Annotated in this window: 20 protein-coding genes; 8 read left to right on the forward strand and 12 right to left on the reverse strand. The window is 63.7% G+C overall.

All coding sequences use genetic code 11. The annotated features are described in order from the left end of the window. Window positions 1-7: 7 nt before the first annotated feature. Window positions 8-1,432 carry an aldehyde dehydrogenase family protein gene (locus QF118_RS17355; RefSeq protein WP_282300293.1) on the reverse strand — a complete coding sequence of 475 codons (1,425 nt, stop codon included), beginning with the start codon at window positions 1,430-1,432 and terminating at the stop codon, window positions 8-10. 168 nt (window positions 1,433-1,600) lie between these two features. Between QF118_RS17355 and QF118_RS17360 the strand changes: the two genes are divergently transcribed. Continuing rightward, a complete protein-coding gene (locus QF118_RS17360; RefSeq protein WP_282300294.1) occupies window positions 1,601-3,229 on the forward strand; it encodes a GMC family oxidoreductase in 1,629 nt (542 codons plus the stop codon). Window positions 3,230-3,263: 34 nt separating this feature from the next. Further along, on the forward strand, window positions 3,264-3,971 hold the full coding sequence (locus QF118_RS17365) for an FCD domain-containing protein (protein ID WP_282300295.1): 708 nt from the start codon (window positions 3,264-3,266) through the stop codon (window positions 3,969-3,971). Window positions 3,972-4,815: 844 nt separating this feature from the next. Here QF118_RS17365 and pssA read toward each other — a convergent pair. The 3 genes from pssA to QF118_RS17385 all read right to left on the reverse strand — a co-directional run bounded on the left by pssA (window position 4,816) and on the right by QF118_RS17385 (window position 9,886). Continuing rightward, window positions 4,816-5,577: a CDP-diacylglycerol--serine O-phosphatidyltransferase gene (gene pssA / locus QF118_RS17375; RefSeq protein ID WP_282300296.1), complete on the reverse strand. Its 762-nt coding sequence runs from the start codon at window positions 5,575-5,577 to the stop codon at window positions 4,816-4,818. A 2-nt stretch (window positions 5,578-5,579) separates the two neighbouring features. Next, entirely contained in the window at window positions 5,580-6,263 is a 684-nt protein-coding gene (locus QF118_RS17380) for a phosphatidylserine decarboxylase (protein ID WP_282300297.1), read from the reverse strand. Between the two features lie 137 nt (window positions 6,264-6,400). Beyond that, complete coding sequence (locus QF118_RS17385; protein WP_282300298.1) at window positions 6,401-9,886, reverse strand: cadherin-like domain-containing protein; 3,486 nt, start codon at window positions 9,884-9,886, stop codon at window positions 6,401-6,403. Between the two features lie 578 nt (window positions 9,887-10,464). Between QF118_RS17385 and QF118_RS17390 the strand changes: the two genes are divergently transcribed. Both QF118_RS17390 and QF118_RS17395 read left to right on the forward strand, forming a co-directional pair. Then, the gene (locus QF118_RS17390; RefSeq protein WP_282300299.1) at window positions 10,465-13,608 is read left to right on the forward strand and encodes a calcium-binding protein; all 3,144 of its coding nucleotides are present in this window, start codon (window positions 10,465-10,467) and stop codon (window positions 13,606-13,608) included. A 164-nt stretch (window positions 13,609-13,772) separates the two neighbouring features. Then, the gene (locus QF118_RS17395) at window positions 13,773-14,201 is read left to right on the forward strand and encodes a DsrE family protein (RefSeq protein WP_282300300.1); all 429 of its coding nucleotides are present in this window, start codon (window positions 13,773-13,775) and stop codon (window positions 14,199-14,201) included. A 66-nt stretch (window positions 14,202-14,267) separates the two neighbouring features. Here QF118_RS17395 and QF118_RS17400 read toward each other — a convergent pair whose 3' ends face one another. After that, window positions 14,268-15,032, reverse strand: coding sequence for a DUF1353 domain-containing protein (locus QF118_RS17400; protein ID WP_282300301.1), 765 nt, complete (start codon window positions 15,030-15,032; stop codon window positions 14,268-14,270). Between the two features lie 168 nt (window positions 15,033-15,200). Between QF118_RS17400 and QF118_RS17405 the strand changes: the two genes are divergently transcribed. Next, window positions 15,201-15,380, forward strand: a complete 180-nt coding sequence (locus QF118_RS17405) for a CTP synthetase (RefSeq protein WP_282300302.1) — start codon at window positions 15,201-15,203, stop codon at window positions 15,378-15,380. Here QF118_RS17405 and QF118_RS17410 read toward each other — a convergent pair. Further along, window positions 15,371-15,820 carry a low molecular weight protein-tyrosine-phosphatase gene (locus QF118_RS17410; protein WP_282300303.1) on the reverse strand — a complete coding sequence of 150 codons (450 nt, stop codon included), beginning with the start codon at window positions 15,818-15,820 and terminating at the stop codon, window positions 15,371-15,373. The genes QF118_RS17405 and QF118_RS17410 overlap by 10 nt on opposite strands. Window positions 15,821-15,864: 44 nt before the next feature. Between QF118_RS17410 and QF118_RS17415 the strand changes: the two genes are divergently transcribed. After that, window positions 15,865-16,554: an NAD-dependent deacylase gene (locus tag QF118_RS17415; RefSeq protein WP_282300304.1), complete on the forward strand. Its 690-nt coding sequence runs from the start codon at window positions 15,865-15,867 to the stop codon at window positions 16,552-16,554. A gap of 80 nt (window positions 16,555-16,634) precedes the next feature. Here QF118_RS17415 and QF118_RS17420 read toward each other — a convergent pair whose 3' ends face one another. The 4 genes from QF118_RS17420 to meaB form a co-directional block, all read right to left on the reverse strand. Next, the gene (locus QF118_RS17420) at window positions 16,635-17,135 is read right to left on the reverse strand and encodes a copper chaperone PCu(A)C (RefSeq protein ID WP_282300305.1); all 501 of its coding nucleotides are present in this window, start codon (window positions 17,133-17,135) and stop codon (window positions 16,635-16,637) included. 77 nt (window positions 17,136-17,212) lie between these two features. Beyond that, the gene (locus tag QF118_RS17425) at window positions 17,213-17,566 is read right to left on the reverse strand and encodes a hypothetical protein (protein ID WP_282300306.1); all 354 of its coding nucleotides are present in this window, start codon (window positions 17,564-17,566) and stop codon (window positions 17,213-17,215) included. Window positions 17,567-17,665: 99 nt separating this feature from the next. Continuing rightward, the gene (gene rpmB / locus QF118_RS17430; protein ID WP_282300307.1) at window positions 17,666-17,953 is read right to left on the reverse strand and encodes a 50S ribosomal protein L28; all 288 of its coding nucleotides are present in this window, start codon (window positions 17,951-17,953) and stop codon (window positions 17,666-17,668) included. 160 nt (window positions 17,954-18,113) lie between these two features. Beyond that, the gene (meaB, locus tag QF118_RS17435) at window positions 18,114-19,091 is read right to left on the reverse strand and encodes a methylmalonyl Co-A mutase-associated GTPase MeaB (protein ID WP_282300308.1); all 978 of its coding nucleotides are present in this window, start codon (window positions 19,089-19,091) and stop codon (window positions 18,114-18,116) included. A gap of 137 nt (window positions 19,092-19,228) precedes the next feature. Here meaB and hrpB point away from each other — a divergent pair, with 137 nt between their 5' ends. Together hrpB and QF118_RS17445 are read left to right on the forward strand one after the other, a co-directional pair. Beyond that, a complete protein-coding gene (gene hrpB / locus QF118_RS17440; RefSeq protein WP_282300309.1) occupies window positions 19,229-21,676 on the forward strand; it encodes an ATP-dependent helicase HrpB in 2,448 nt (815 codons plus the stop codon). A gap of 220 nt (window positions 21,677-21,896) precedes the next feature. After that, a complete protein-coding gene (locus QF118_RS17445; protein ID WP_282300310.1) occupies window positions 21,897-22,103 on the forward strand; it encodes a hypothetical protein in 207 nt (68 codons plus the stop codon). 3 nt (window positions 22,104-22,106) lie between these two features. On the opposite strand, the gene argF is transcribed toward QF118_RS17445, so the two are convergent. After that, window positions 22,107-23,033: an ornithine carbamoyltransferase gene (argF, locus tag QF118_RS17450; protein WP_282300311.1), complete on the reverse strand. Its 927-nt coding sequence runs from the start codon at window positions 23,031-23,033 to the stop codon at window positions 22,107-22,109. A gap of 79 nt (window positions 23,034-23,112) precedes the next feature. Further along, window positions 23,113-24,288, reverse strand: a complete 1,176-nt coding sequence (locus tag QF118_RS17455) for an aspartate aminotransferase family protein (protein WP_282300312.1) — start codon at window positions 24,286-24,288, stop codon at window positions 23,113-23,115. Between the last annotated feature and the right edge of the window lie 8 nt (window positions 24,289-24,296).

The following is a 24,296-nucleotide window of genomic DNA, read 5'->3' on the forward strand; positions in this document are numbered from 1 at the left end:
AACCGGTCTATCCCCAGTTCATGTAAAGGGTCTGCTTGCGCAGATACCCGTCGAAGCCGTATTTTCCGTCCTCCCCGCCAAGGCCAGAGTGCCCCCAACCGTTGTGAAACGCCTGAAACTGCTCGCCATTGGCGCGATTGACGTAGATTTCGCCAAAGTTCAGCCGGTAAGGCGTCTGCATCAGGCGACGATGGTTTTGCGTGAAGATGTAGGCAGACAGCCCGTAATCGGTGTCATTCGCCATTTGCAGGGCGGTGTCGAAATCCGCCACGCGCACCGCCGGCACCACCGGGCCAAAGACCTCTTGCTCAATCACGGGCGAGTCGTTGTTTTTCACCTCAAGGACGGTGGGCGCGTACCAATGGCCGCGCAGATAGGCGCCTTCGGTCAGCGGCCCGCCCTCCAGCAGAACCTCGGCACCCTCGGCCACGGCGGCATCGACGATCGACTTGACCTTGTCGAGCTCGGGCCCGCTGACCTTGGGGCCCATGTCAGGGTCGGTCATCGGATCGCCGATGGTCAGCGCGCGCGAGGCAGCGACAAACTTTTCAAGAAACTCGTCCGCGATGTCCCTGTGCAGGTACATACGTTCGTTGCAGGTGCAGATTTGGCCGCAGTTGGTGTAGCGGGCCGTGACCGCTGCGGCGACGGCCTTGTCGATGTCGGCGTCTTCCATGACGATGAAGGGGGCCTTGCCGCCCAACTCCAACCGCAGCACCTTCATGCCATCCGCCGCCGAGCGGAAGATCTCGCGCCCTGCGCGGTTCGAGCCTGTCATGGTGATCAATCCGGTATCGGGATGTTCGACCAGCGCCCGCCCGACCACGGCGCCGCGCCCTGTCACCACGTTGATGACCCCGGCAGGGATGCCGGCCTGTTCGGCCAGCGCGGCAATGAAAAGACCCAAGAAGGGCGTGATTTCATGCGCCAGAAGCACGAATGTGTTGCCCGCAATTAGCGCCGGTCCGATCTTGCGTGCCGCCAAGGCTGCCGGATAGTTCCAGGCCGTCAAACCGACGACGACGCCATAGGGATGACGGCGAATCTGGATTTCCTCGTCCGGGTTGTCCGAGGCTATGATGTCGCCCTCGATCCGCCGCGCGCCTTCGGCTGCATGCTCGAGGAAACCGACAACGGCCCCCACCTCGCCCCGCGCCTGGCCGATCGGCTTGCCCTGTTCGCGGGTGATGAGCGTTGCAAGCTCCTCGGCGCGCGCCCCCACCAGCTGCGCCAGCTTGCGCACCGCGCGACCCCGCTCCACCGCGGGGCGGGCCGCCCATCCGGGCTGCGCCTTGCGGGCGGCGGCCACAGCGCGGGCGGCATCCTCGGTGCTGCCTTCAGGGATCGTGCCGATGATCGTGTCGTCCGCCGGATTCTCGACCTCGATCAGCGCACCGGGACGCGAGGCGATCCACTGTCCGCCAATCAGCATTTGCGCAACGATAGCTTGGGAGGGGGCGAAATCCATGTGCGTCCTTTTGGTACGACCAAATTTAGGGAAACATTGACTCAAACGAGACATTCGTCAACAGATTTCTTTGAATGTTGCGGATTACCTCGAAATATGGCTTGATGCCCCACAACTTTGGTATGCCCAAAAATGGAGATACGCGTGGAAGAGTTCGACCATATCGTCATTGGTGGCGGTGCCGCGGGCTGCGTGGCTGCCGGGCGGCTCGCCTCGGACGGCGGCGCGCGGGTGCTGCTGCTAGAGGCGGGGTATTCCAACCGGCACCCCCTGCTCGACATGCCGCCGGGCATCTTCAAGATGATCAACGGCACCCGCTTCATGCGCTATCACAAGACGGTGCCGCAGGCGCATCTGGGCGGGCGAGTGCATGACATCCCGCAAGGCCACGTGCTGGGCGGCGGCTCCTCGGTCAATGCGCAAGTCTACATGCGCGGACGGCCTTCGGATTACGACGGTTGGCAGGCGCTGCTGCACGGCTCCAACGACCCCGTCGACTGGGGCTGGGAGGCGGTGCTGCCCCACTTCCGCCGGATGGAGGGCAACAACCGTCTACTGGATGACCGCCACGGCGCGGCCGGGCCGTTGCTGGTGTCGGATCCCGGCCATATCGACAACCTGTCCCGGCTTTTCGTTCAGGCGGCGCAAGGGCTTGGCCTACCCTTCACGCATGACTTCAACGGTGCGCGGCAGACCGGCGTCGGTTTTTACCAGTTCATGAACCGCAACGGGCGGCGCTCTTCGGCCGCCTATGCCTATGTGACCCCGCAAGCGGACAACCCGAACCTGACCGTCCGCCTGCAATCCGAGGTCTCGCGAATCGATTTCGAGACCGGGCGCGCCGTGGGTGTCACCTATCGCGACAAGACGGGCGAACATCGGGTGCGCTGCGGCGGTGAAGTGATCCTGTCGGCCGGGTCACTTGTCACGCCAAAGATCCTGATGCTTTCGGGGATCGGCCCAGCCGATCACCTGGCAGAACACGACATTGCGTGCATCGCCGATCTGCCAGGAGTAGGCCAGAACCTTATGGATCACCCCGAGGTGCCGATCACCGCGCGGGTCAACGGGCCCTACGGCTATTACAAACAGGGCGATGGCTGGCGCATGTTGCGCAACGGGCTTCAGTTCAAGTTGTTCGGATCTGGCCCCGTGACGTCAGCGGGAGTCGAGGCGGGGGCCTTCGTCAATCCTGCGAACCCTGAGGGAGAGCCGACCATACAGGCCTTCTGCGTGCCGATCGTCTATGTCGACCGCGACACACGGGATCTGGTGGAGGACGGTCATGGGCTGACCGTCACCACCGTCGTCGTCAAGCCGCGGTCGCGGGGCGAGGTACGGCTAGCCTCGGCTGACCCGGCGGCCATGCCTCTTGTCTCGCCCAACCTGCTGAAAGACCCCGCCGACATGAACGAGATGGTCGCGGGCCTGCGCTATTTTCTGAGTGCGTTTGAACAGCCCCCCCTTGCCGACAAGATCGACCGCGTGATGCTGCCGCCCCCCGACCAGCGCGACGACGAGAGCCTGCGCGCCTATTGCCGCCGCTTCGTGAAGACCAACTATCACCCCGCCGGTACGGCCCGAATGGGCAAGGACGGCGATCCGAAGGCGGTACTCGACCCGCGGATGCGGGTGCGCGGGATCGACGGACTGCGGGTTTGCGATCTTTCAGCAATGCCTGATATCAATGCCGGAAACACACAGGCGCCCGCCATGATGTTGGGCGACAGGTGCGCCGATCTGGTGATGGGTGTACTATAAGGACAAGCGGATGACGGAGACCCTCATGCCTGGGATGAACGAAAGCAAATTGGGACGCGCCGCCGATACGGTCGTGCGCCGGCTTTCAGAGAAAATCCAGTCCGGCGAATATTCGGACGGCACCCCCCTGCCCCCCGAACGCCTTTTGATGGAAGAATTCGGCATCAGCCGCACCGTGGTCCGTGAAGCCGTTCAGAGCCTGTCGAAACAGGGATTGCTGGAAGCCCGCCCCCGCCACCGTCCGATCGTTCGCAAACCCGGGTATGACGCCGCGATCTCGGCGATGGAATCGGTGGTCGTTCATTTGCTGAACAATTCGGGCGGGGTGAAGAACCTCTTTGACACCCGCATCCTGATGGAGGCCGCGCTGGTGCGGCAGGCGGCGCAAAAAGCGCGAAAGGACGACATCGCGGCGCTGAAAGCCGCGCTTGAGGCGAACCAAGCCGCCATCGACGACAGCGAGGAATTCTACCGTACCGACCGGGCCTTCCACGCGCTGCTTTACGATATTCCGCGCAACCCCGTGCTCCCGGCGCTGCACAAGGCCTATGTCACCTGGCTTGCACCGCAGTGGTCGCGGATGCCAAGGTTGCCGGAACGCAACCGCGCCAACTTCGAAGCACATAAGCGGATCTTCGACGCCATCTTGATGCGCGATCCCGACAGCGCAGAAGCGGCCCTGCGCAGCCATCTGGAGCAGGCCTGGGATCAGGTCTGTGAAACTTTCGGCGATGATCTCTGAGCGCGCGGGCTCAGATGTTGATTTCCACCCGGAAGTGAGCCGCCTAGCGGCGTGATTTCCATTGAGAATTGCCCCTTGGCCCCTGTGCCTGTCGCCATGCGCAACGGGGGACATTGGCGTGATACACATGGGACTTATGAACAACAGCCGACGTATGGCTTTGCGCGAAATTGCGCAGCAGGCCGGGACGCCGCGCAAAACCATCAAGAAGCCTGTGAACGCAGGCCCGATCGAGCCACAGTTCGCGGCGCCGAAGCAGCAGAGCAAGCTCAGTCCATTCGTGACATTGCCTGTGGAAATGTACTGTCGGTCGATGGTTGCTGTTCGATGCCCACTGGCACGGGTTCCGGGTCTTTCGGCGGGGTCCCGCAGCGCGGCATCAAAGACAATATACGCACCGCGGTTAATCGCGTCGGTCGCGGGACGGTCCGATTTTTCTCAACCGCCTGACCCATCGTTGCCGCATTCCGTGGACCGGAAATGACATCTTCCGCTTCCTGGCCAGTTCGGCCGCAACTGCGCGAAAAACAAATGGGGCACTCATGCCTTGACCAAAGACTGCCCCCCGAAACAAACCCTGAAGGCAGGCCAAATCCCGATGGAAAACCCGGGGCACGTCCGGGTGGAAATCAACACAGCGCTGCTTGAAGGTTCAAGAAGCGCTTTGTCGGCAGTCAATCGGAGATCTGGGGGCACTATGCGAAAACCGCAAAAAGAACTTGTCCCTTATCAACCTCTTAATGCCGCAATCACAGCCCCTGTGGGCCACCGCTTTTTCCTGCATCGTTGATCCGCGCACCATACCCGCGTGACACGGCATTTCGCAGGCTTGTCCGATGTCGGCTCAGCGTTTGGTGCTTCGGTCGCGGATCTGGCCGTAGGCGACCATCATCAGGTAACCGACGTTTACACCCGCCAGCAAGAACCATGGGTGGGTAAAGCTCAGGCCGATCACGATCACCGTGGCGAACAGGATCACCGCCGTCAGGCTGCGCGGCACCTTGAGCGCCTTGGGCGACGGGGTCTTGAGCCGGGAAATCATCAGGCCACCGACAATGGTCAGCCAGATGCAGACCGCCACCGGAATGCTGCCCGCCGAAAACGTGCCGGACAGGGTCAGGAATACCGGCATCAACCCCAGCAAGGCCCCCGCCGGGGCCGGGACCCCGACGAAATACCGCTTGGCCGGGGCGCTTTCGTCGGCCTGGCCGGATGTCACGTTGAACCGGGCCAGGCGCAGACAGGCCGCAGCCGCGAAAAGCAGTGCGAAGATCCAGCCAAAGCCGCCCGTGTGGCTCAGGTGGACCTGGTAGACCAGGATCGCCGGGGCGACGCCGAAGCACAGGAAATCCGACAGCGAATCCAGCTGCGCGCCCATGGGCGATTCCGCCTTGAGGCGGCGCGCCAGAAGCCCGTCCAGACCGTCGGCCAGTGCCGACAGGATGATCAGAAAGACCGCCGTGGTGAACCGGCCCTCTATGGCGAAACGGATCGCCGTCAGGCCCAGGCTCATCCCGATGAGGGTGACCATGTTCGGCAAGAGCATCAGGATCGAAACGGCACCCGCTTCGCTGCGGGGCTGCCCTCCGGGGGGAGTTTCCGGCATGCTCACGCCTCGTGCACCGTGCCGGCCAGATCCGCGATCACCGTTTCGCCCGCCACCATGGTCTGGCCGATGCGCACCTGCGGCGTGCTGCCCTCGGGCAGGTAAATATCCAACCGCGAGCCAAAGCGGATAAGGCCAAAGCGTTCGCCCCGGGCCAGGTCCTGGCCCTCGGTGCTCCAGCACAGGATGCGGCGGGCCACCAGCCCGGCAATCTGCACGACGCCATAGCGCCGCCCATCGGGCAACGCGACCGTCAGCCCGTTGCGTTCATTGTCGGCCGAGGCCTTGTCGAGCGAAGCGTTCAGGAATTTCCCCGGCCGATAGGCGACCTTTTCGATCCGTCCGGCGGTGGGCAGGCGATTGACGTGGCAGTTGAACACCGACATGAACACCGACACCCGCATCATTTCGGCCTCGCCCAGGCCCAGTTCGGCCGGCGGCACCGCCGGTTCCAGCAGCGACACGATGCCGTCCGCAGGCGATACCATGATGTCGGGGCGCTCGGGGCTTACCCGCTCGGGGTCGCGAAAGAAGTAATAGACCCAGACGGTCAACCCGACGCCGATCCAGCCCAGCGGTTCCCACAGCAGGAACAGCAACAGCGTGATCGCCGCCGCGATGGCGACGAAACGCCGGCCCTCGGGGTGCATCGGCTTGACGAAGGTGGAAAGCATGGAAACAGACATGGGGCCCCGCAATTCTGGTCTGGTCCACTCCTAGCCAAACTTGCCGAAGATGCAAATCAAACCTGTCGGCCCGTGCGGCATGGCGCGCCCTGCAGGTCAGGCCTGCAGGGCGCGGGTTCAGGGCGCAGGGCGCCGGATCAGACCGTCATGATGGCATCGTCGATCACGACGGCAACGCCGCTGTCCGTGGTGATCTGTACCGCATGAATGTCATCAAAGGCCTCGGGCGTGGTGTTTGCCCCGACCGCGCCGATGCCGAAATCGCTTGCCTCAAAGTCGATCTGGGTGGCCTCTGTGCTGCTGTCGATCACGAACTCGAAGGAATCGACCTCGACCAGGGTGTAGGAATAATCCGAAAAGCCCGCGAAGGTCGTGCTGGGCAGTTCGACGACCCCGATGGTGTAAAGGGTGATCGTCACCGTCGCCTGACCGCCCGAGGCCGGGTTCACCGACAGCGCGTTCAGATCGAACGATTCTCCCAGGTCTTCCGGCACCGGAAACGTCTGACCCGGCGTCGTCGTGGTCAGGAACTGACCCTCGCCGCCAATGCCAAAGGCCAGCCCCGGCGCCAGGATGCCAAAAGGGTCGTCCGGGGTTTCGACGACTTCGACCACGGGGTTTCCGGCCTCGTCCTTGATCGGCTGGCCCTCTTCGTCCAGCACCTCGGTCACGGTGGTGATGGTCGAATAGGTGCCGATCACGACATTGTCGCCGCCATCGGTGGTCTGCCCCAGCTGAATGCCTGTCGGGGTGCGCCCATCGCCGCCCAGCTCGTCGGTTTCCACCGCCGTGGCGACGCCGGAAAAGGTAAAGCCCATGCTGCCGGGAACCGGGCCCTGGAATTCCGGATCGGTCCAGGCGAACTCTTCAAAGTCCAGCACCACCGTCTTGGACTCGGTCGGGCCATCTGCCGGGTTGACGTAGTCATAGACCAGTTGCCCCTTGGCGACGTCTTCGCCGTCCGAGACCTGATAGTCGATCGTGCCGACAAGGTTGCTGCCATCGGCGACGGGGATGGCCGTCAGGTCGATGGTCAGATCACCGCTCAGCGCATCATAGCTGAGCGCGCCATCGGCCAGGATCGGATCTCCGGTGCTTTCGTCAAAGCCGATTTCCAGCCCGCCGATGGTGATGACCAGATCACCGTCCGGTGTTTCCGCGTCCGACACCAGGTCGAACAGGTTGACGGTAAAGGTCGGCGCCAAAGGATCATCGACGATGATCTGCGCGGGCGGAGCGGTGGAAAAGGGCGGCTGGATTGGCAGACTGGTCGCCACGGGCGGGGTATTTCCTGCCCCTGGGGTGTCGCCCGCCAGTTCCAGCGTGATGACGTTGCTGGCGGTCAGGCCTTCGGCATCCTCGACCACGTAGGTCAGGGAAAAGACCGCGGTCTCACCCTCTTCAAGGCCGAAGAACGCCGGATCAAAGGAAAGTTCGCCACCATCCCCGCCGGTCAGCCCGCCAGAAAAGCTGACCGGGATCGGGCCACTTTCGCTGTCCCAGGTCAGGCTGGTGATGGTCAGGATGTCCCCGACATCGGGGTCCGAGACGATTTCCGACAGCTTGATCGCAACCGGCCCGTTCTCTTCGTCGGCCACCACGACCAGGGGGGCCGCCACCGGGGCCGAGTTGGCCGGCGGCGGGGCATCGTCGATGCCGTTGATCGTCACCGGGACAAACCCGACAGCGCTGTCGTTCGGTGCACCGCTGTCATCGGTGACGATATAGCGAAAGGTGATATCAAGGCTGTCGCCCTGCCCCAACCCCGGGATGCGCGCCGGATCAATGCGGATCAGCCCGTCACCGACAACCTGGAAGGGAATCGGTTTGCTGTCCCGCGTCAGGGCAATGCCGTCGAACGACAGCCCATCCCCGTCAGGATCAAAGGCCTGAGTGCCAAGGTCGATGATCTGGACGCCATCCGCCTCGTTGATGGTCAGCGGGATCTCCAGAGACCGCGGCGCGTCGTTCACCGGGTTTACCGTGACGGCAACCGTTGCCGTATCCGTCAAACCGCCGCCGTCGGTGATCTCGTAGGTGATGGTATCGCTGCCGTTGAAGTCCGGGTCGGGCGTATACAGCAGCGTCCCGTCGCCCTGAATCACGACCGATCCATTCAGCGCGCTGGCATCGGTGACCGTCAAACTGTCGCCGATATCAACATCCGTGTCATTGCCCAGAACGTCGATGATCTTGCCCGTGTCCTCGTCGGTTTCGGCAGTATCATCGGCCGCCACAGGCGCGTCGTTCACCGGGTTCACCGTGACGGCAACCGTTGCCGTATCCGTCAAACCGCCGCCGTCGGTGATCTCGTAGGTGATGGTATCGCTGCCGTTGAAGTCCGGGTCGGGCGTATACAGCAGCGTCCCGTCGCCCTGAATCACGACCGATCCATTCAGCGCGCTGGCATCGGTGACCGTCAAACTGTCGCCGATATCAACATCCGTGTCATTGCCCAGAACGTCGATGATCTTGCCCGTGTCCTCGTCGGTTTCGGCAGTATCATCGGCCGCCACAGGCGCGTCGTTCACCGGGTTCACCGTGACGGCAACCGTTGCCGTATCCGTCAAACCGCCGCCGTCGGTGATCTCGTAGGTGATGGTATCGCTGCCGTTGAAGTCCGGGTCGGGCGTATACAGCAGCGTCCCGTCGCCCTGAATCACGACCGATCCATTCAGCGCGCTGGCATCGGTGACGCCAAAGGTATCGCCGTTGTCGATATCCGAATCGTTGCCCAGAACGTCAATGATCTGGCCTGTGTCCTCGTCGGTTTCGGCCGTGTCGTCCACGGCCACGGGCGCGTCATTGACCCCGGTCACCGTCACGTCGACATCAATCACACTCGCGGTTCCGTTGGCATCGGTCACCTCGACCTGGACACTCTGCACCGCGCTTTGCCCGTCGGCCAGGGTTTCGAACTGGCCGTCCGGATCGAATTCAAAGGTATAGGTGGCCCCGACCCCTATCGCCGGGCTGAGAGGCGTGGTCGAGACCAGCGAAACCGTCCCCGGCCCCGCGTAGGTCACCGCAGGGGGCAGCAAGGCATCGCCGTCGAATTCATAGGCCGTGACCACAAAGGTGCCTGCGCTGTCTTCGGTCGTCGTGCCGCCATTGCCGATCACCATGGGCGCATTGTCCTGGCCGATCAGATACAGGAAATCGTTGAACTGGATCGCCTCGACGTGTTTCAGCACGTCGGTGCCTTCGTCGCCATCGGCGGTGTTCAGATCCGTGACGGTCGTCGTGTTGGCCCCGCCCGAAGGCGCGGAAAACGAGAAATCAAGGATCGAGCCGCCATAGACCGCCGTGTCAAAGCCGTTGTTGCCGGTGATGTCGTCATCCCCTTCGCCGCCTTCGATCACGTCATCCCCGTTGTTGCCATCAAGGTTGTCGTCCCCGGCAAGGCCAAAGATCGTGTCGTCACCGTTCTTGCCGCTGATCTTGTCCGCGAGGGTCGTACCGGTCAGCGTGTCATCGGCATTGGTCCCGTTGATGGGTTTGCTGCCCTTGGACCCGTTGCCAAAGATGTGCCATCCCGTGGACGGGCCTCCGCCCTTGCCGCCCGTGTCCATGAAGGTGCCCAGCAGCCTTTCGTACCCAGACAAACCAAAAAGAAATTTCATCAATCCACCCCCCGTAAAATATTTCGAAAAGGTTAATACGACCGTTTAAAAACCCTTCGAAACTACGCCCGAGAGCGGATATTACCTAACGGAAAGTTAATTTGACCGATCGGGACGTTCTGGCGCAGGACGCACGGCGCCAGAAGCCCAATCGACAACCTCCTGATAAAAGATGAAATTTTGGGCAGATGAAGGTGCCCGGCCGATCTGCAATCGCCCACAGGCGCGAAGGACCTGGGCAGCCAACAAACCTATACCCTTGGTTGTTTTTGCGTCATCTAAAACAACCAAAAGATCAACTCAGCCCCTGTGAAAGCCCGCCGGATTCGCGATACACCATTGCCGCCATGCGCGGCGCGAAGATCTTTGCGCAACGCACACGTCCGACCACATGGCCAAGGGCCAGCCGCGTCGCGCTGGAAAGGCACCAACGGACGGCACTTGATCTATGTTAATGTCCGGCCCCTGCTCCCGTGGTCCTATACATTCAGGCAATCGAATGCCAATGCCCGCGCGGCGGTGATTTGCGCCATCCGCAGAGCATTTGACAGCAACAAAATAAATGGACGGGGGCCGATATGTGTGCCGATACAGTATTAAACACCACTCCGGATTGGACATCATCCCACACCTTCAGCACGGATGACATCACCGGGACGTTTGACGGTCTGACCCAGGGCGATCTTGCTCCGGGGGACAACACCCTGATTGATTTCAGCGCGACGCCGAAGATCACCACCGAAGGCGTCGATCTTTACCCGATCAACAGCGACTTTGGCTTCATCGTGACCGACTTCGAAGGCGCGATCGAAAAGGATTTCTACGAAAACCCCGAACACCTCGAAGGGTTTGCCGGTGATCTGAACGGCGAAGGCGGAGAGCATATCGGCCTTGTCATCTCGGACGCGCCGACCGACACCTTCAAGACCCCGGCGACCCTTGGCACCTGGTTGATGGGCATCGGCGGCAGCTTTGAAAAGGCGTCGACCGAACACTACTCGGTCATGCAAAGCATCCTGTCCGACCAGATGTATCCTGGCGATCCGCTGGCAAAATACCCGCTGGACGACGAACTTTACGTGATCGGCGGCCAGTATGACGGCATGCTGCTGTCCGATGCGATCGTCCTAGAAGGCGACAGCAACGGCGACGGCGTGGCCGACCTGAAGGACGTGCTGCAGCCCAACGAAAGCACGATCACCGAAAACATCGCAGCCAGCAGCGACTATTCGATCACCGTCAAGGACGACGGCAAGGTGCTGTACCGCTGGGGCAACGCGATCAAGCGCCCGAACGACGTGCGGCTTGAGGCAACGCTGGACCTGCCCGATGAATGGACAACCGCCGATCCGGAAACCCCGGACCTGGCGCCGCTGTACCGGATCACCGCGGCCGAACTGGTGGTGAACCACACGATCACCAACAACCCCAACGACCAGATCCGCCCCGAGGATTATGAAAACGAATCCGCCATCGGGCAGCTTCCCACCTACGAAGTGCTGCCGGACGGCAAATGGGTCTCCACCGATGACTACTACGCTGGTGACGGCACCTTCTACCCGGCCGGCACGGTCCTGAAGGACCCCGCACTGGCCGCCGCTGCGGCCGCTTCGCCGCTGGCCGCCATGGGCGCGCTGTCCGAAGACCTGCTGGAGGGCTATACCGCCGCCTGGTACACCACCATGGACCGCGAACCCTTTGAGGCCGATCTGGACGAGAACGGCGAATACATCGTCGGGCCGCGCTGGCGCCTGCAGCCTGACAAATACGGTCAGGACCTGCCCAGCGTCGTGATCCCCGAGGACCCGTCGCTGCCGCCCCCTCCGACCAAGGACCAGGTCAAATACGATGTGGGCGAAGACACCACCACGGTGATCAACCTGCTGGACTGGGAAAACCCGATTTCGCCGCTGTCGATCAGCGCGGGCTATACCAACCTGTCCGGGACCACCTCGATCAACGGCATGAACTATACCGACGGTCTTGACGTGGCCTTCTACGTCAAGGGCGACATCAAGCCGGCGACCCTGTACAACACGCAGCTGGTGATGTCCTACGAGGAAATCACCATTCACGACGCCAATGTCGCCATCAACGGCACCGCCGAAAGCGACTATCTGGTCGGTCAGGGTGGCAACACCTTTGCGGGCGGCGCCGGTGAGGACCTGTTCGTTGTTTCCTACGGTGTGTCGGATGAATGGACCGACATCCAGGCCAGCGTCGTCACCGACTTTGAGGTCGGCGTCGACACCATCGGCATCATCGACTTTGACATCAACGAGTTCAACTTCCTCGAGGTCGTCAGCCAGGCGGTCGTCGGCGGCAACCTCGTGATCTCGGTTGGCGGGGTCGAGCTGGTCACGCTGAACGGGGTGACCGAGCCGCTGACCTATGATGACTTCCTGCTGCTTGACCGGTCGCTGGACGGCGCCCTGGTCGGTGACACCGAGGACAACCACCTGGTCGGCGACCAGTGGGACAACGTGATCATGGGCGATGCCGGCAATGATACCCTGATGGGTCTGGACGGTGACGATACGCTGACCGGTGGTCAGGGTGCCGACAGCCTTGATGGCGGCGAAGGATCGGACACCACGTCCTATCTGGATGCTCCGGCAGCCGTTGGCGTCTATCTTGACGGCACCCCGAACACCGGTGCGGCCGTTGGCGATGTCTTTGTCAGCATCGAAAACGTGCTGGGCAGCAACTATGCCGACACGATTTCGGGCAACGACGACGACAACATCCTGTACGGTGCCGATGGCAACGACACGCTGTCCGGCCTTGCCGGGGACGACATCCTTGTCGGCGGAGAAGGCGACGATTCGCTGATGGGCATGGACGATGACGACGTTCTGTCCGGCGGACTTGGCGCCGACGTCATGAACGGCGGCAACGGCGATGACACCATCACCTACGAGGACTCGACCAAGGGCGCCGGCGCGCGTCTTGACGGCGGCGTCAACTGGGGCGCAGCCCTGGGCGATACCATCCAGGAGACCGAGAACCTCAAGGGCGGCATCTGGGCCGACACCTTTGTCGGCAGCACTGGGGACAACGTCCTTGATGGCGGCATCGGCTGGGATACCCTTTGGGGCAACAGCGGTGACGACACCCTGCTGGGCGGCCGTGGCAACGACAAGCTGTACGGACAGAACGACAACGACGTTCTGATCGGCGGTGTTGGCGCAGATACCATGGTCGGTGGCGCAGGCGTCGACACGATCAGCTACGAAGACGCGACCAGCAATGTTGGCGCCCGTCTTGACGGCGGAGCGAACTGGGGTGCTGCCGTGGGCGACGTCATCAGCGAAGCCGAGGCCCTGCTGGGCAGCAGCTTCAACGACGTCCTTGTCGGCAACACCGGGGCCAACGAACTGGACGGTTCGGACGGCAATGACGTGCTTTGGGGTCAGGCCGGCAACGACAGCCTGATCGGCGGCGAAGGCGACGACGTGCTGTACGGCCAGCAAGGCAGCGATACCTTCGTGTTCGAAGACCACTTTGGCAACGACACGATCAAGGATTTTGCCGCCCTTGATGTCAACGAAAAGATCGACCTGTCGGGGGTCGCTTCGATCACCGACTTTACCGATCTGTCCACCACCGGCCATATGTACCAGGTCGGGGCGGATGTGATCATCAACGACTTCTCGGGCAACACCATCACGCTCGAGAACATCTCGATCACGAACCTCGACTCATCGGACTTCATCTTCTGATCTGTCTCCGGCCATGGCCCATCCGGGCCATGCGCCACGCACGACAAGGCCGGGCATCCACCATGGTGGGTGCCCGTTTCCTTGTGTGCGCCTGCCCGGGATCAATGGCTTTCCATACCGGCGATCTTTGCTAGGCTTCCGGGATCGAAACGGGAGGAAACCAGATGAAACACCTGCTTTGCACCGCCGCCTTGTTGGTGGCCAGCCAGGCCAGCGCCGAGGGCGTCACGCATCACGTCGCGCTGCATGTCAACCAGAACGACCCGCAGGTCATGAACATGACCCTGAACAATGTTCAGAACCTGTCCGAATACTACAGCGCGCAAGGCGATCAGGTCATCGTCGAGTTGGTCACTTATGGCCCCGGGCTGAACATGCTTATCGCGGGCAAAAGCCCCGTGGCCGACAGGATCAGCACCATGAGCCTGGCGATGGACAACCTGACCTTTGCGGCCTGCGGCAACACCCATCGCAAGATGTCCGAAAAGGCCGGGACCGAGGTGGCGCTGCTGGACGAAGCACAGATCACGCCTTCGGGGGTTGTGCGTCTGATCGACCTTCAGGAACAGGGCTACGCCTATATCCGGCCGTGATCAGGCCGCGGCCCGCAGCATCGCGGGCCCCTGCCCTGCGCCCCAGCACCCGGGGCGCAGGTGTGGTCAAAGACCGGTCGAGGGATCGTAGGGCTCTTCTTCCTGGATTTCTTCGTGCGACGACGACTCTGGCGCGTCGGGGCTGGCGCGAAAGCGCGGGAACTGGCTCAGCAGCCGGGTTTCCTCGCGCTGCAGATACTGCAGCAATTCGTCCAGCGTGGGGTTCTGCGCCTGGATGAAAGCCTTGGCGCGGCGCATGCCCTGCTGCCGTTCGGCAACCGGAACATGGGCCAGGGTACGCGCAGTGTCCCAGCGCGGCCCGCCCATCCAGACCGCCGCGAACATCAGCTTGGCGGTCAAGGGTTCGGCCCCGCCCACCACCAGCCCGTCATAGAACATCTTGTGCACGTCTTCCCAGCGCGCCTGGTGATACATCGACCCGGTTTCGTTCCCGATCCCGCAATAGGCATCGTGCACCGCGGCGGCGTTGATGAATTCGGGGCTGGTCGGATCGCCGACGATCGACACGAAAATCTTGGGGATCGACGCCCCGTCCGTCAGGGTCCGGTCCGGCGCGACCCAGGTCTTGCCAGCGGCATCGACGAACTGCAGCCGCTCGGCGGTGGGAAAGAAGGTATAGGCCCGCTTTGGCAGAACCACCGGTTCGGGCAGAACGCGCAGCGGGGATTTGTCGAATTTGCACCCCGGCCCGGAATAGCTGTCGCAGCTGGTCACAGGGGGTTTCGAGCGGTGCATCTTGCCTGCGAGGCTGGCAGGATCACAGGCGGGCAAGGCCAGCAAAAGTGCTGGCAAAAGGAAAAGGCGTTTCATGTAGTATCCAGTCGAAAGCAATACTCTGGATTTACCAAGAACGCGGCGATCCGATCAAGCATGGAAAAGCACCATGGCTGGCTTTTCGGTCGGGACGTGATGCAGATCAAGGACATCACATCGCAATTTTACTATATGTAAGACACGTCTCGTTGACAGGAGTTGATCATGTTTCGTCTGGCTGGAATCCTGTATTCCTTGATCTCGACCACCCTTGCGGGCAGCGCCATCATCGCGGTTCTGGTCGCGGGCTACGGCACGCTTTTCCCGATTCTCTGGGCCGCCGCTGCCGGTTTCGTCGTCTCGATCCCGGTGGCTTGGTACGTGGCCAAGCAGATCTACAGCTGAGCAAGCAACCCCTTGGCGCAGGTTTCGATCAGGTCCAAAGTGCCGTCGAAATCGCGCGTGTAATAGGGATCGGGCACCACATCCGTACCCTTGTGCGGGGCATAGTCGGTGAACAACCGCAACTGCGCCCCGCCCTGCGCCGGGCGCATCTGCTGCAGGTGGCGCAGGTTGTCCGGGTCCATCGCCAGGATCAGGTCGAATCGGTCGAAATCGTCCGGGGTGACCATCCGGGCGCGCTGCTGCGACAGATCGAAACCGCGCGCCGCCGCGGCGCGCTGCATCGGTGCATAGGGCGGCTCTCCGGCGTGCCAGTCACCCGTTCCGGCGCTGTCCAGTCGCAGGTCCAGCCCTTGCGCCTGCGCCATCTGGCGCACGACGCCCTCGGCGCTGGGTGAACGGCAGATATTGCCCAGACAGACGAATAGGATAGCTTTGGTCATGCCCCGACCTAGCCGCGGGGCGCGGTCAGGGCAAGGGGAACCAAATGGCAGGCAAGATCGTGATTCTGACAGGCGCGGGCCTGTCCGCGGAAAGCGGGCTGGGCACCTTTCGCGACGAAGACGGGCTATGGGCCCGGCACCGGATCGAGGACGTCGCGACCCCGCAGGGCTTTGCCCGCAACCCGCAGCTGGTCCATGATTTCTACAACGCGCGCCGCGTGCAGGCCGCCGACGCCAGCCTCAACCCCGCCCATCTCGCGCTTGCGCAGTTGCAAGAACACTGGCCAGACGAGGTGGTCATCGTCACGCAGAACGTCGACGGGCTGCACGAAAAGGCGGGCGCTCAGGCGCTCCACATGCACGGAGAGCTGTCGCGCGCCCGCTGCGCCGCCTGCGACGCCACCTGGCAGGCCCCGCCGCAGATGACCCCGCAAACCCCCTGCCCGGCCTGCCACAGCCCGGCCGCCAGGCCCGATGTTGTCTGGTTCGGGGAAATCCCTTATCACATGGACCAGATCGCCGACCACCTTGCCGACTGCAGCCTGTTTGCCGCCATCGGCACCTCAGGGCAGGTCTATCCCGCGGCCGGCTTTGTGCAAGAGGCCCGCGCCGCAGGGGCCAGCACGATCGAGATCAACCTGGAAATCACCGATGTGTCCCGCGCCTTTGACAGCCGCCGCATCGGCCCGGCCAGCCAGGCAGTTCCGGACTGGGTTGCCAGCCTTCTGGCATGAAAAACCCGGCGTCCTGCAACAAGCGGGGCCGCCGGGCATAGTCCGCGCGCGGCAGGGGCATCCCCGCCGCGCAGCATGGGTCAGCTGTCGTTCTTTGTGCCGTGCATCATGCCCTGACCTTCGCCATGGCCCATGCCCTGGTGCATCGGCTTGCGCTCAAGGTCCACGGGGATCTCGACCTCGATTTCGCCAGCCTTTTCAAAGACCAGCGTGACCTTGACGCTTTCGCCCTGAACCAGCGACTGCGACAATCCCATGAACATCACGTGATCGCCGCCACGCGCCAGCAGGTGCTGGCCTTCTGCCGGGATCTCAAAGCCTTCTTCGACATGCACCATCTGCATCACGCCTTCGCTGTTGGCGATATGGGTGTGCAGCTCGACCCGCGCGGCGATATCCGAACGGGCGTCGATCAGGCGGTCGGCCTCGGCGCCATCGTTGCCGATCACCATGAAGGCGGCACCGGTCTTGGCACCCGGCATGGCCGCGCGCGCATAGGCATCCGTGATGATGATATCGGCAAAGGCGGGGGCGGCGAATGCCAGGGCTGCTGCGCCGGCGAGAATCATTTTGAACGTCATTTCATGTCCTTCCATTGTGGTGCCCGGGCGCATCGCGCCGCCTGGCATCCTGTCGTGTCTGAGGTGATAGATAAGCGTCAGACCGGAAGGGGTGGACCACGGGCCAGCGCCGTGGGGGCATCGCGCCCCACACCGCGAAAGGCTGCGATATCGCGCGGCAGCCGCACCCATGACGGAACCGGAGAGGCCGGGACAAAGCCGCCCCCTTCCGCCACGAACAGCGACAGGGCCACGTCCGGGCAAAGATGGGTCGTGCCCTTGGTCGGCTGGCCATCCGAATCGACCGCGACCGTCACAACCGTCTGCCCCAGACAGATCACCATCGTCCCCACAGCCGGGGACGCGCCACGCGCCACGGCCACCTGCACCGAAGTGAGGGCCATCAGCACGGCCAGGGCAAGCCCGACCCATCTGCGGGACGCGTTGATCATGACGCCAATCTAGGCAGGCTTTCAGAAGTTACAAAGCGACAAAAGGAAACAGCCCCGGACCTTTCGGTCCGAGGCTGCCAATCCGAAGATTCACAAGAATCAGGCGGTTGCCTGGGCCTTGGTGATCTCTTTCTTCACTTTCAAAGCGCGGTCCGACAGCTCGGTATCCTTGGCTTTGGCAAGAAACTTGTCCAGACCACCGCGGTGGTCGACCGAACGCAAGGCATGCGCGGAAATGCGCAGCTTGATGCCACGGCCCAGCGTTTCCGACTGCAGCGTCACATCGTTCAGGTTCGGCAGAAAACGGCGCCGGGTCCTGTTGTTGGCGTGGCTGACATTGTTGCCAACCATCGGGCCCTTACCGGTCAGTTCGCAAACACGCGACATGGGTCTATCCTCATCCTTCAGGGCGTCAGCACGCGAATCGTACTTTTCGCCAATGTGAAAGGGCGCCACCACGGCGCCCGGAATCTCGTTTGGTGGTCTTTAGGCAGATGCGCCCCGCCCGTCAAGGCCCTATCCCACAGGAAACGCCCGCGGCCGCGCCTCAGACCATCAGGTATTCGCGCATCAGCTGATCCGCCGCCGCCGTGGCGCTCAGATCGCCGTTTTCCACCTGCCCCGCCAGCGCCGTCATGGCGCCCTTGACCGGTTCACGCTTCAACCGCGCCAACAGCGCCTCGCGCACCTCCGCCTCGAACCAATACCGCGCCTGCGCGGCCCGCCGGGCGGTGAAATGCCCCTGCGCGCGCCGCCATTGCGCCAGGGCCTGCATTTCCTCCCATGCCTTCTCCAGACCGTTCTCCTCGATCGCCGACACGGTCAGCGCCTTGGGGAAACCCTCGGGGTCCTGCGGCCGCTTGCGCAGCAGGCGCAGCGCCCCCGCGTAATCTGCGCAGGTGCGCATCGCCGTGGTCTTCAGATCGCCATCCGCCTTGTTGACCAGCAAGATGTCCGCCATCTCCATGATGCCGCGCTTGACCCCCTGCAATTCATCCCCGCCCGCAGGCGCCAGCAGCAAAAGAAACAGGTCCGACATCTCGGCCACCATGGTTTCGGATTGCCCGACCCCCACGGTCTCGATCAGAACCACGTCAAATCCGGCCGCCTCGCACAGGTCGATCGCCTCGCGGGTGCGCCGCGCCACGCCGCCCAGTTGCGATTGCGACGGAGAGGGCCGGATAAAGGCACCCGGATCGCGCGCCAGGCGCTCCATCCGCGTCTTGTCGCCCAGGATCGACCCGCCCGAACGCGCCGAACTGGGATCGACCGCCAGAACCGCCACCTTCATCCCCAGCCCGGTCAACATGCAGCCAAAGGCCTCGATAAAGGTCGATTTGCCCACCCCCGGCGTGCCGGAAAGCCCGATGCGCAACGCCTCGCGCCCATGGCCCCGCAGCCGCTCCAGCAAACCGGCCGCCTGCACGCGATGATCCTCGCGCTGCGATTCCACCAGGGTGATCGCCCGCGCCAGCGCCCGCCGCTCACCCGCCAAAATCCGCTCTGAAAGCTCTTGAATATCCATGCCGTTTCTTCCCCCGCCCCTGCCCAAAAGTCCAGACCATCCCGCTTCTTTGTGCCGCAAATATCCCGGGGAGCGCGAGGGGCAGCGCCCCTCGCTCCGGCACTGGCCAAAAGCGCCGGATTTGCCGATAAGACGCCATGACCCAAACCGCCCTGCCCATCGAAGACGCCCTGCCCGACCTGATCGCCGCCCTGCGCAGCCACGGCCGCGCCGTGCTGCAAGCGCCCCCCGGCGCAGGCAAGACAACGCGCGTGCCCCTTGCCCTGCTCGAACAGGACCTGACCCAGGGCCGCATCCTGATGCTGGAGCCACGCCGCCTTGCCGCCCGCGCCGCCGCTGCGCGCATGGCCGAAACGCTCGGCCAGGCCCCCGGCGACACCGTCGGCTACCGCATCCGTGGCGAGGCGAAGATCGGCCCGCGAACCCGCATCGAGGTGGTGACCGAAGGCATCCTGACACGGATGATCCAGGCCGATCCGGACCTGCCGGGCATCGGTGCGGTGATCTTCGACGAATTCCACGAACGGTCGCTGAATGCGGACCTGGGGCTGGCGCTCTGCCTTGAAATCGCCGGCGCGCTGCGCGGCGACCTGATCTTGCTGGCCATGTCCGCCACGCTGGACGCCCAGCCCGTCGCCGACCTGATGCAGGCGCCGATCATCACCTCGCAGGGACGCAGCTTTGCGGTGGACAGCCGCTGGCTCGACCGGCCTCTGGCCAAACAGCAGCGGTTCGACCAGGCCATGGCCGACCTGATCGCCCAAGCCTATTCCGAGACACATGGCGGCCTTCTTGCCTTTCTGCCCGGCGAAGGCGAAATCCGCCGGGTCGAGGCCGCGCTCAAGGGCCGGCTGCCGGACGACGCCGCGCTGCGCCCGCTATTCGGCGCCATGCCCTTCGAGGCGCAGCGCGCCGCGATCCGCCCCGAAACCCGGGGCCGCAAGGTGGTGCTGGCAACCTCGATCGCCGAAACCTCTCTGACGATCGAGGATATCCGCGTCGTCGTCGACGGCGGCAAATCGCGCCGGGCGCGGTTCGATCCCGGATCGGGCATGTCGCGCCTGGTGACCGAACGCGTCACCCGCGCCGAGGCGACCCAGCGCGCCGGCCGTGCCGGCCGCGTCGCGCCCGGGGTCGCCTACAAGCTTTGGACCAAGGGTGAAGAAGGCGCGCTAAGCCCTTTTCCCCCTGCGGAAATCGAAGCGGCCGACCTGTCGTCCCTGGCGCTTGAACTGGCGCTTTGGGGGGCCGAGCCCGGGCAACTCCCGCTGCTGACCCAACCCAACGAGGGCGGCTTTGCCGAGGCGCGCGCACTTTTGCAGATGCTGGGGGCGCTGGACGACAGCGCGCGGATCACCGCCCATGGCCGCGCGCTGGCGCGCCTGCCGCTGCACCCCCGGCTTGGACATATGCTGCAAATTGCCGGGCCAGAGGCCGCGAAACTGGCTGCTCTCTTGTCTGATCGCGATCCACTCACAGGAGCACCCACAGATCTGACCCTACGCCTCGAGGCGCTGAGCGATCTGCGGCGCTTTGCCGAACGCCGGCCTTTTGGCGTCAACCGCCCGGCGCTGGAGCGCATCAAGTCCGAGGCGAAACGCCTTGAAAAGGCGGTAAGATCCGGTGCCTCCGGTTTCAGCGCGGCGGAAATGGCGGCGCTGGCCTATCCCGACCGCATCGGTCTGCGCCGCAAGGGCGATGCACCGCGTTTCCAGTTGTCCGGCGGCAAGGGCGCCATCCTGGCCGAGGGCGACAGCCTTGCCGGAGCCCGGCTGATCGTCGTCACCGACACCGATGGCAACCCGCGCGAAGCACGCATCCGTCAGGCCATCCAGATCAGCGAAAACGAGTTGCGCGGGCTGTTTGCCGACCAGATCAAATGGGTCGACAGCTGCGCCTGGTCGAAACGCGACCGCCGCGTTCTGGCCCGCCAGCAGGAACGGCTGGGGGCGATCGCCCTGGATGACCGCATCTGGAAGGACGCCCCATCCGAGGCGGTGGCCCGCGCCATGCTGGACGGGGTGCGCGATCTGGGGTTGGCGCTGCCGGATGCCGCGCGCCGTTTCGTGGCCCGTGTGGCCATCGGGCGCGCCGCAGGGCTGGACCTGCCGGACATGGCCGAGCCTGCCTTGATGGACAGTCTCGAAGACTGGCTGCTGCCGCATCTTGACGGCGTTAGGACGGGTCCGGACTGGAAGCGCTTTGACTTGTTGCCGGCCTTGCGGGCCAGGCTGGACTGGGGGCAGATGCAGGCGCTGGACAAGGCGGTTCCGGCGGGTTTCACCACACCGCTGGGACGGCAGATACCGATCGATTATTCCGGCGAGCACCCCGAGATTTCCCTGCGCCTGCAAGAGATGTTCGGCCAACGCACCCACCCGATGGTCGGCAGGACCCCCCTGAAGGTCACTCTGCTGTCCCCGGCGCAGCGGCCTGTGCAGACCACCATGGATCTGCCCGGGTTCTGGGACGGATCATACGAGGATGTGCGCAAGGACATGCGCGCACGCTATCCGCGCCATCCCTGGCCTGACGATCCGCGCGAGGCCGACCCGACGCTGCGCGCCAAGCCGCGCGGGACATAGGGGCTCTGCCCCGTCGCTGCGCGACTCCCCGGGATATTTTGGGCACAAAGAAGCGCGGATCAGCGCCAGCGAGGGGCGTTTGGGATGGCCATTGCAAGGCGCGGCTGGACTGCGGGGCCCCGAGGGCAAAGCGCCCCGGACCTTGAAGTCATAAGGGATTGTTAAGGTCCCTGCGCCACACTCTTCGGCATTGGAAACCGGGGCGCCAGGAGGGCCGAGAATGCAGAGCCGACACGCGATGGAATCGATGCACCAAGGGGCGCGCGGTCAGCGTTTTGCCCTGGCCCCCTATCAACAGCGCCCGCACCTGGCGCAGCGGGTGCCGCGCAGCCATCCGGCGCAGCCTTTGGTCTGGGGCGCCGTGATGATCCTTGTCCCGACGGTCTGGATCACCACGATCGCCTGGTTCGCGCGGGTGGTGTTCTAGGCGTCAAAGGCCGAGGCACCAGCGCATGATCGCCTTTTGCGCGTGCAGGCGGTTTTCAGCCTCGTCCCAGATGACCGAGTTGGGTCCATCCATGACCTCGGAGGTGACTTCCTCTTCTCGGTGGGCGGGCAGGCAGTGCATGAACAGGACGTCGGGTTTGGCGGCCTCCATCAGGCGCTGGTTCACCTGGTAGGGGCGCAGCATGTTGTGGCGGCGTTCGCGGGCGGATTGGGCATCGTGCATCGACACCCAGGTGTCCGCGACGATCAGGTCGGCGCCTTCGACCGCCTTCATGGCGTCGCGTTCGATGGTGATGGTGCTGCCCTTGTTGCGGGCAAAGCCGACGAATTCCATTTCCGGGTCAAGCTGCACGGGGCCGGTGAAGGTGAGGTCAAAGCCGAACTGCCCCGCGGCGTGCAGGAAGCTGGCGCAGACGTTGTTGCCATCGCCGCACCAGACGACTTTCTTGCCCTTGATCGGGCCGCGGTGTTCTTCGTAGGTCAGGACGTCGGCCATGATCTGGCAGGGATGGGTGCGATCGGTCAGCCCGTTGATCACCGGGACCGAGGCGTATTCGGCCATTTCCTCGAGCACGGATTCGTCGAAGGTGCGGATCATGATCATGTCGACATAGCGCGACAGCACGCGGGCGGTATCGGCGATGGTTTCGCCGTGGCCAAGTTGCATGTCATTGCCCGACAGCACCATGGTCTGGCCGCCCATCTGGCGCACGCCCACGTCGAAAGACACGCGCGTGCGGGTCGAGGGTTTTTCGAAGATCAGCGCGACCATGCGCCCGTCGAGCGGGCGTTCGTCGTCGGGCATGGCCTTGGGGCGGCCCATGCGGGCGTTCTTCATCGCCTTGGCGTTGTCGATGATGCCGCGCAGGGCGGATTCCTGAGTCTTATGAATATCTAGAAAATGCTGCATGTGGGTGGACTTTGTTTCGGCCGAAGGACCGGGGGGCCAGCCCCCCGGACCCCCCGGGATATTTGTGGCAATTGGAAGATCAGGCGGTTTCGAGGGAGGTGGCGGCCTGATCGAGGCGGTTGATCGCCTCGGCGATTTCGTCTTCTGTGATGTTGAGGGGCGGCAAGAGGCGCACGATGTTGTCGGCGGCCGGGACGGTGATGACCGCGGCGGCGTAGCCTGCCTTGACCAGGTCGGCGGGGGCCACCTTGCAGCGCAGGCCCAGCATCAGGCCCATGCCGCGCACGCCTTCGAAGATGTCCGGGTGGGCAGCGACGAGGCCTTCGAGTTTCTGGCGCAGCAGGCCCGCACGGGCCCGCACGCCATCAAGGAAGTCGGGGTCGGAGATGCGGTCGATCACCGCCTTGCCGACGGCGCAGCCCAGCGGGTTGCCGCCATAGGTTGAGCCGTGGGTGCCGACGACCATGCCGCTGGCGGCCTCTTCGGTGGCAAGGACCGCGCCGAGGGGGAACCCGCCGCCGATGCCCTTGGCGACCATCATGATGTCGGGGGTCACGCCCGCCCATTCATGGGCGAACAGGCGCCCGGTGCGCCCGACGCCGCATTGCACTTCGTCGAGGATCAGCAGGATGCCCTTTTCATCGCAGAGCTTGCGCAGCCCTTGCAGGCATTGATCGGGCAGCGGGCGGATGCCGCCTTCGCCCTGGACGGGTTCGATCAGGATGGCGGCGGTGTTGTCGCCGATCGCCGCGTGCAGCGCGTCGTGATCACCCCAGGGCAGGTGCACGAAGCCGGGCAGCATGGGGCCAAAGCCCTTGACCATCTTTTCCGCCCCCGAGGCCGCGATCGCCGCCGAGGAACGCCCGTGAAAGCAGCCCGAGAAGGTCAGGATCTCGACCCGGTCCGGTTGGCCCTTGTCGTACCAGTACTTGCGCGCCATCTTGACCGCCAGTTCGCAGGCCTCGGTGCCCGAGTTGGTGAAGAACACCGTATCGGCAAAGGTGACATCGACCAGCTTTTGGGCCAGCGCCTCTTGTTGCGGGATCTCGTAGAGGTTGGACAGGTGCCAGATCTTGTTGGCCTGTTCGGTCAGGGCGGCCACAAGTTCGGGGTTGGCATGGCCCAGCGCGTTCACCGCGATGCCGCTGCCGAGGTCGAGGAAACGTCGCCCGGTCTCATCGATCAGCCAGGTGCCTTCGCCTTTGACAAAGTGCAAGGGCGCGCGCGCATAGGTCGGCAGGACGGGGGAGATCATATCGCTAT

The organism is Tropicibacter oceani (assembly GCF_029958925.1).
Classification (GTDB): Bacteria; Pseudomonadota; Alphaproteobacteria; order Rhodobacterales; family Rhodobacteraceae; genus Pacificoceanicola; species Pacificoceanicola oceani.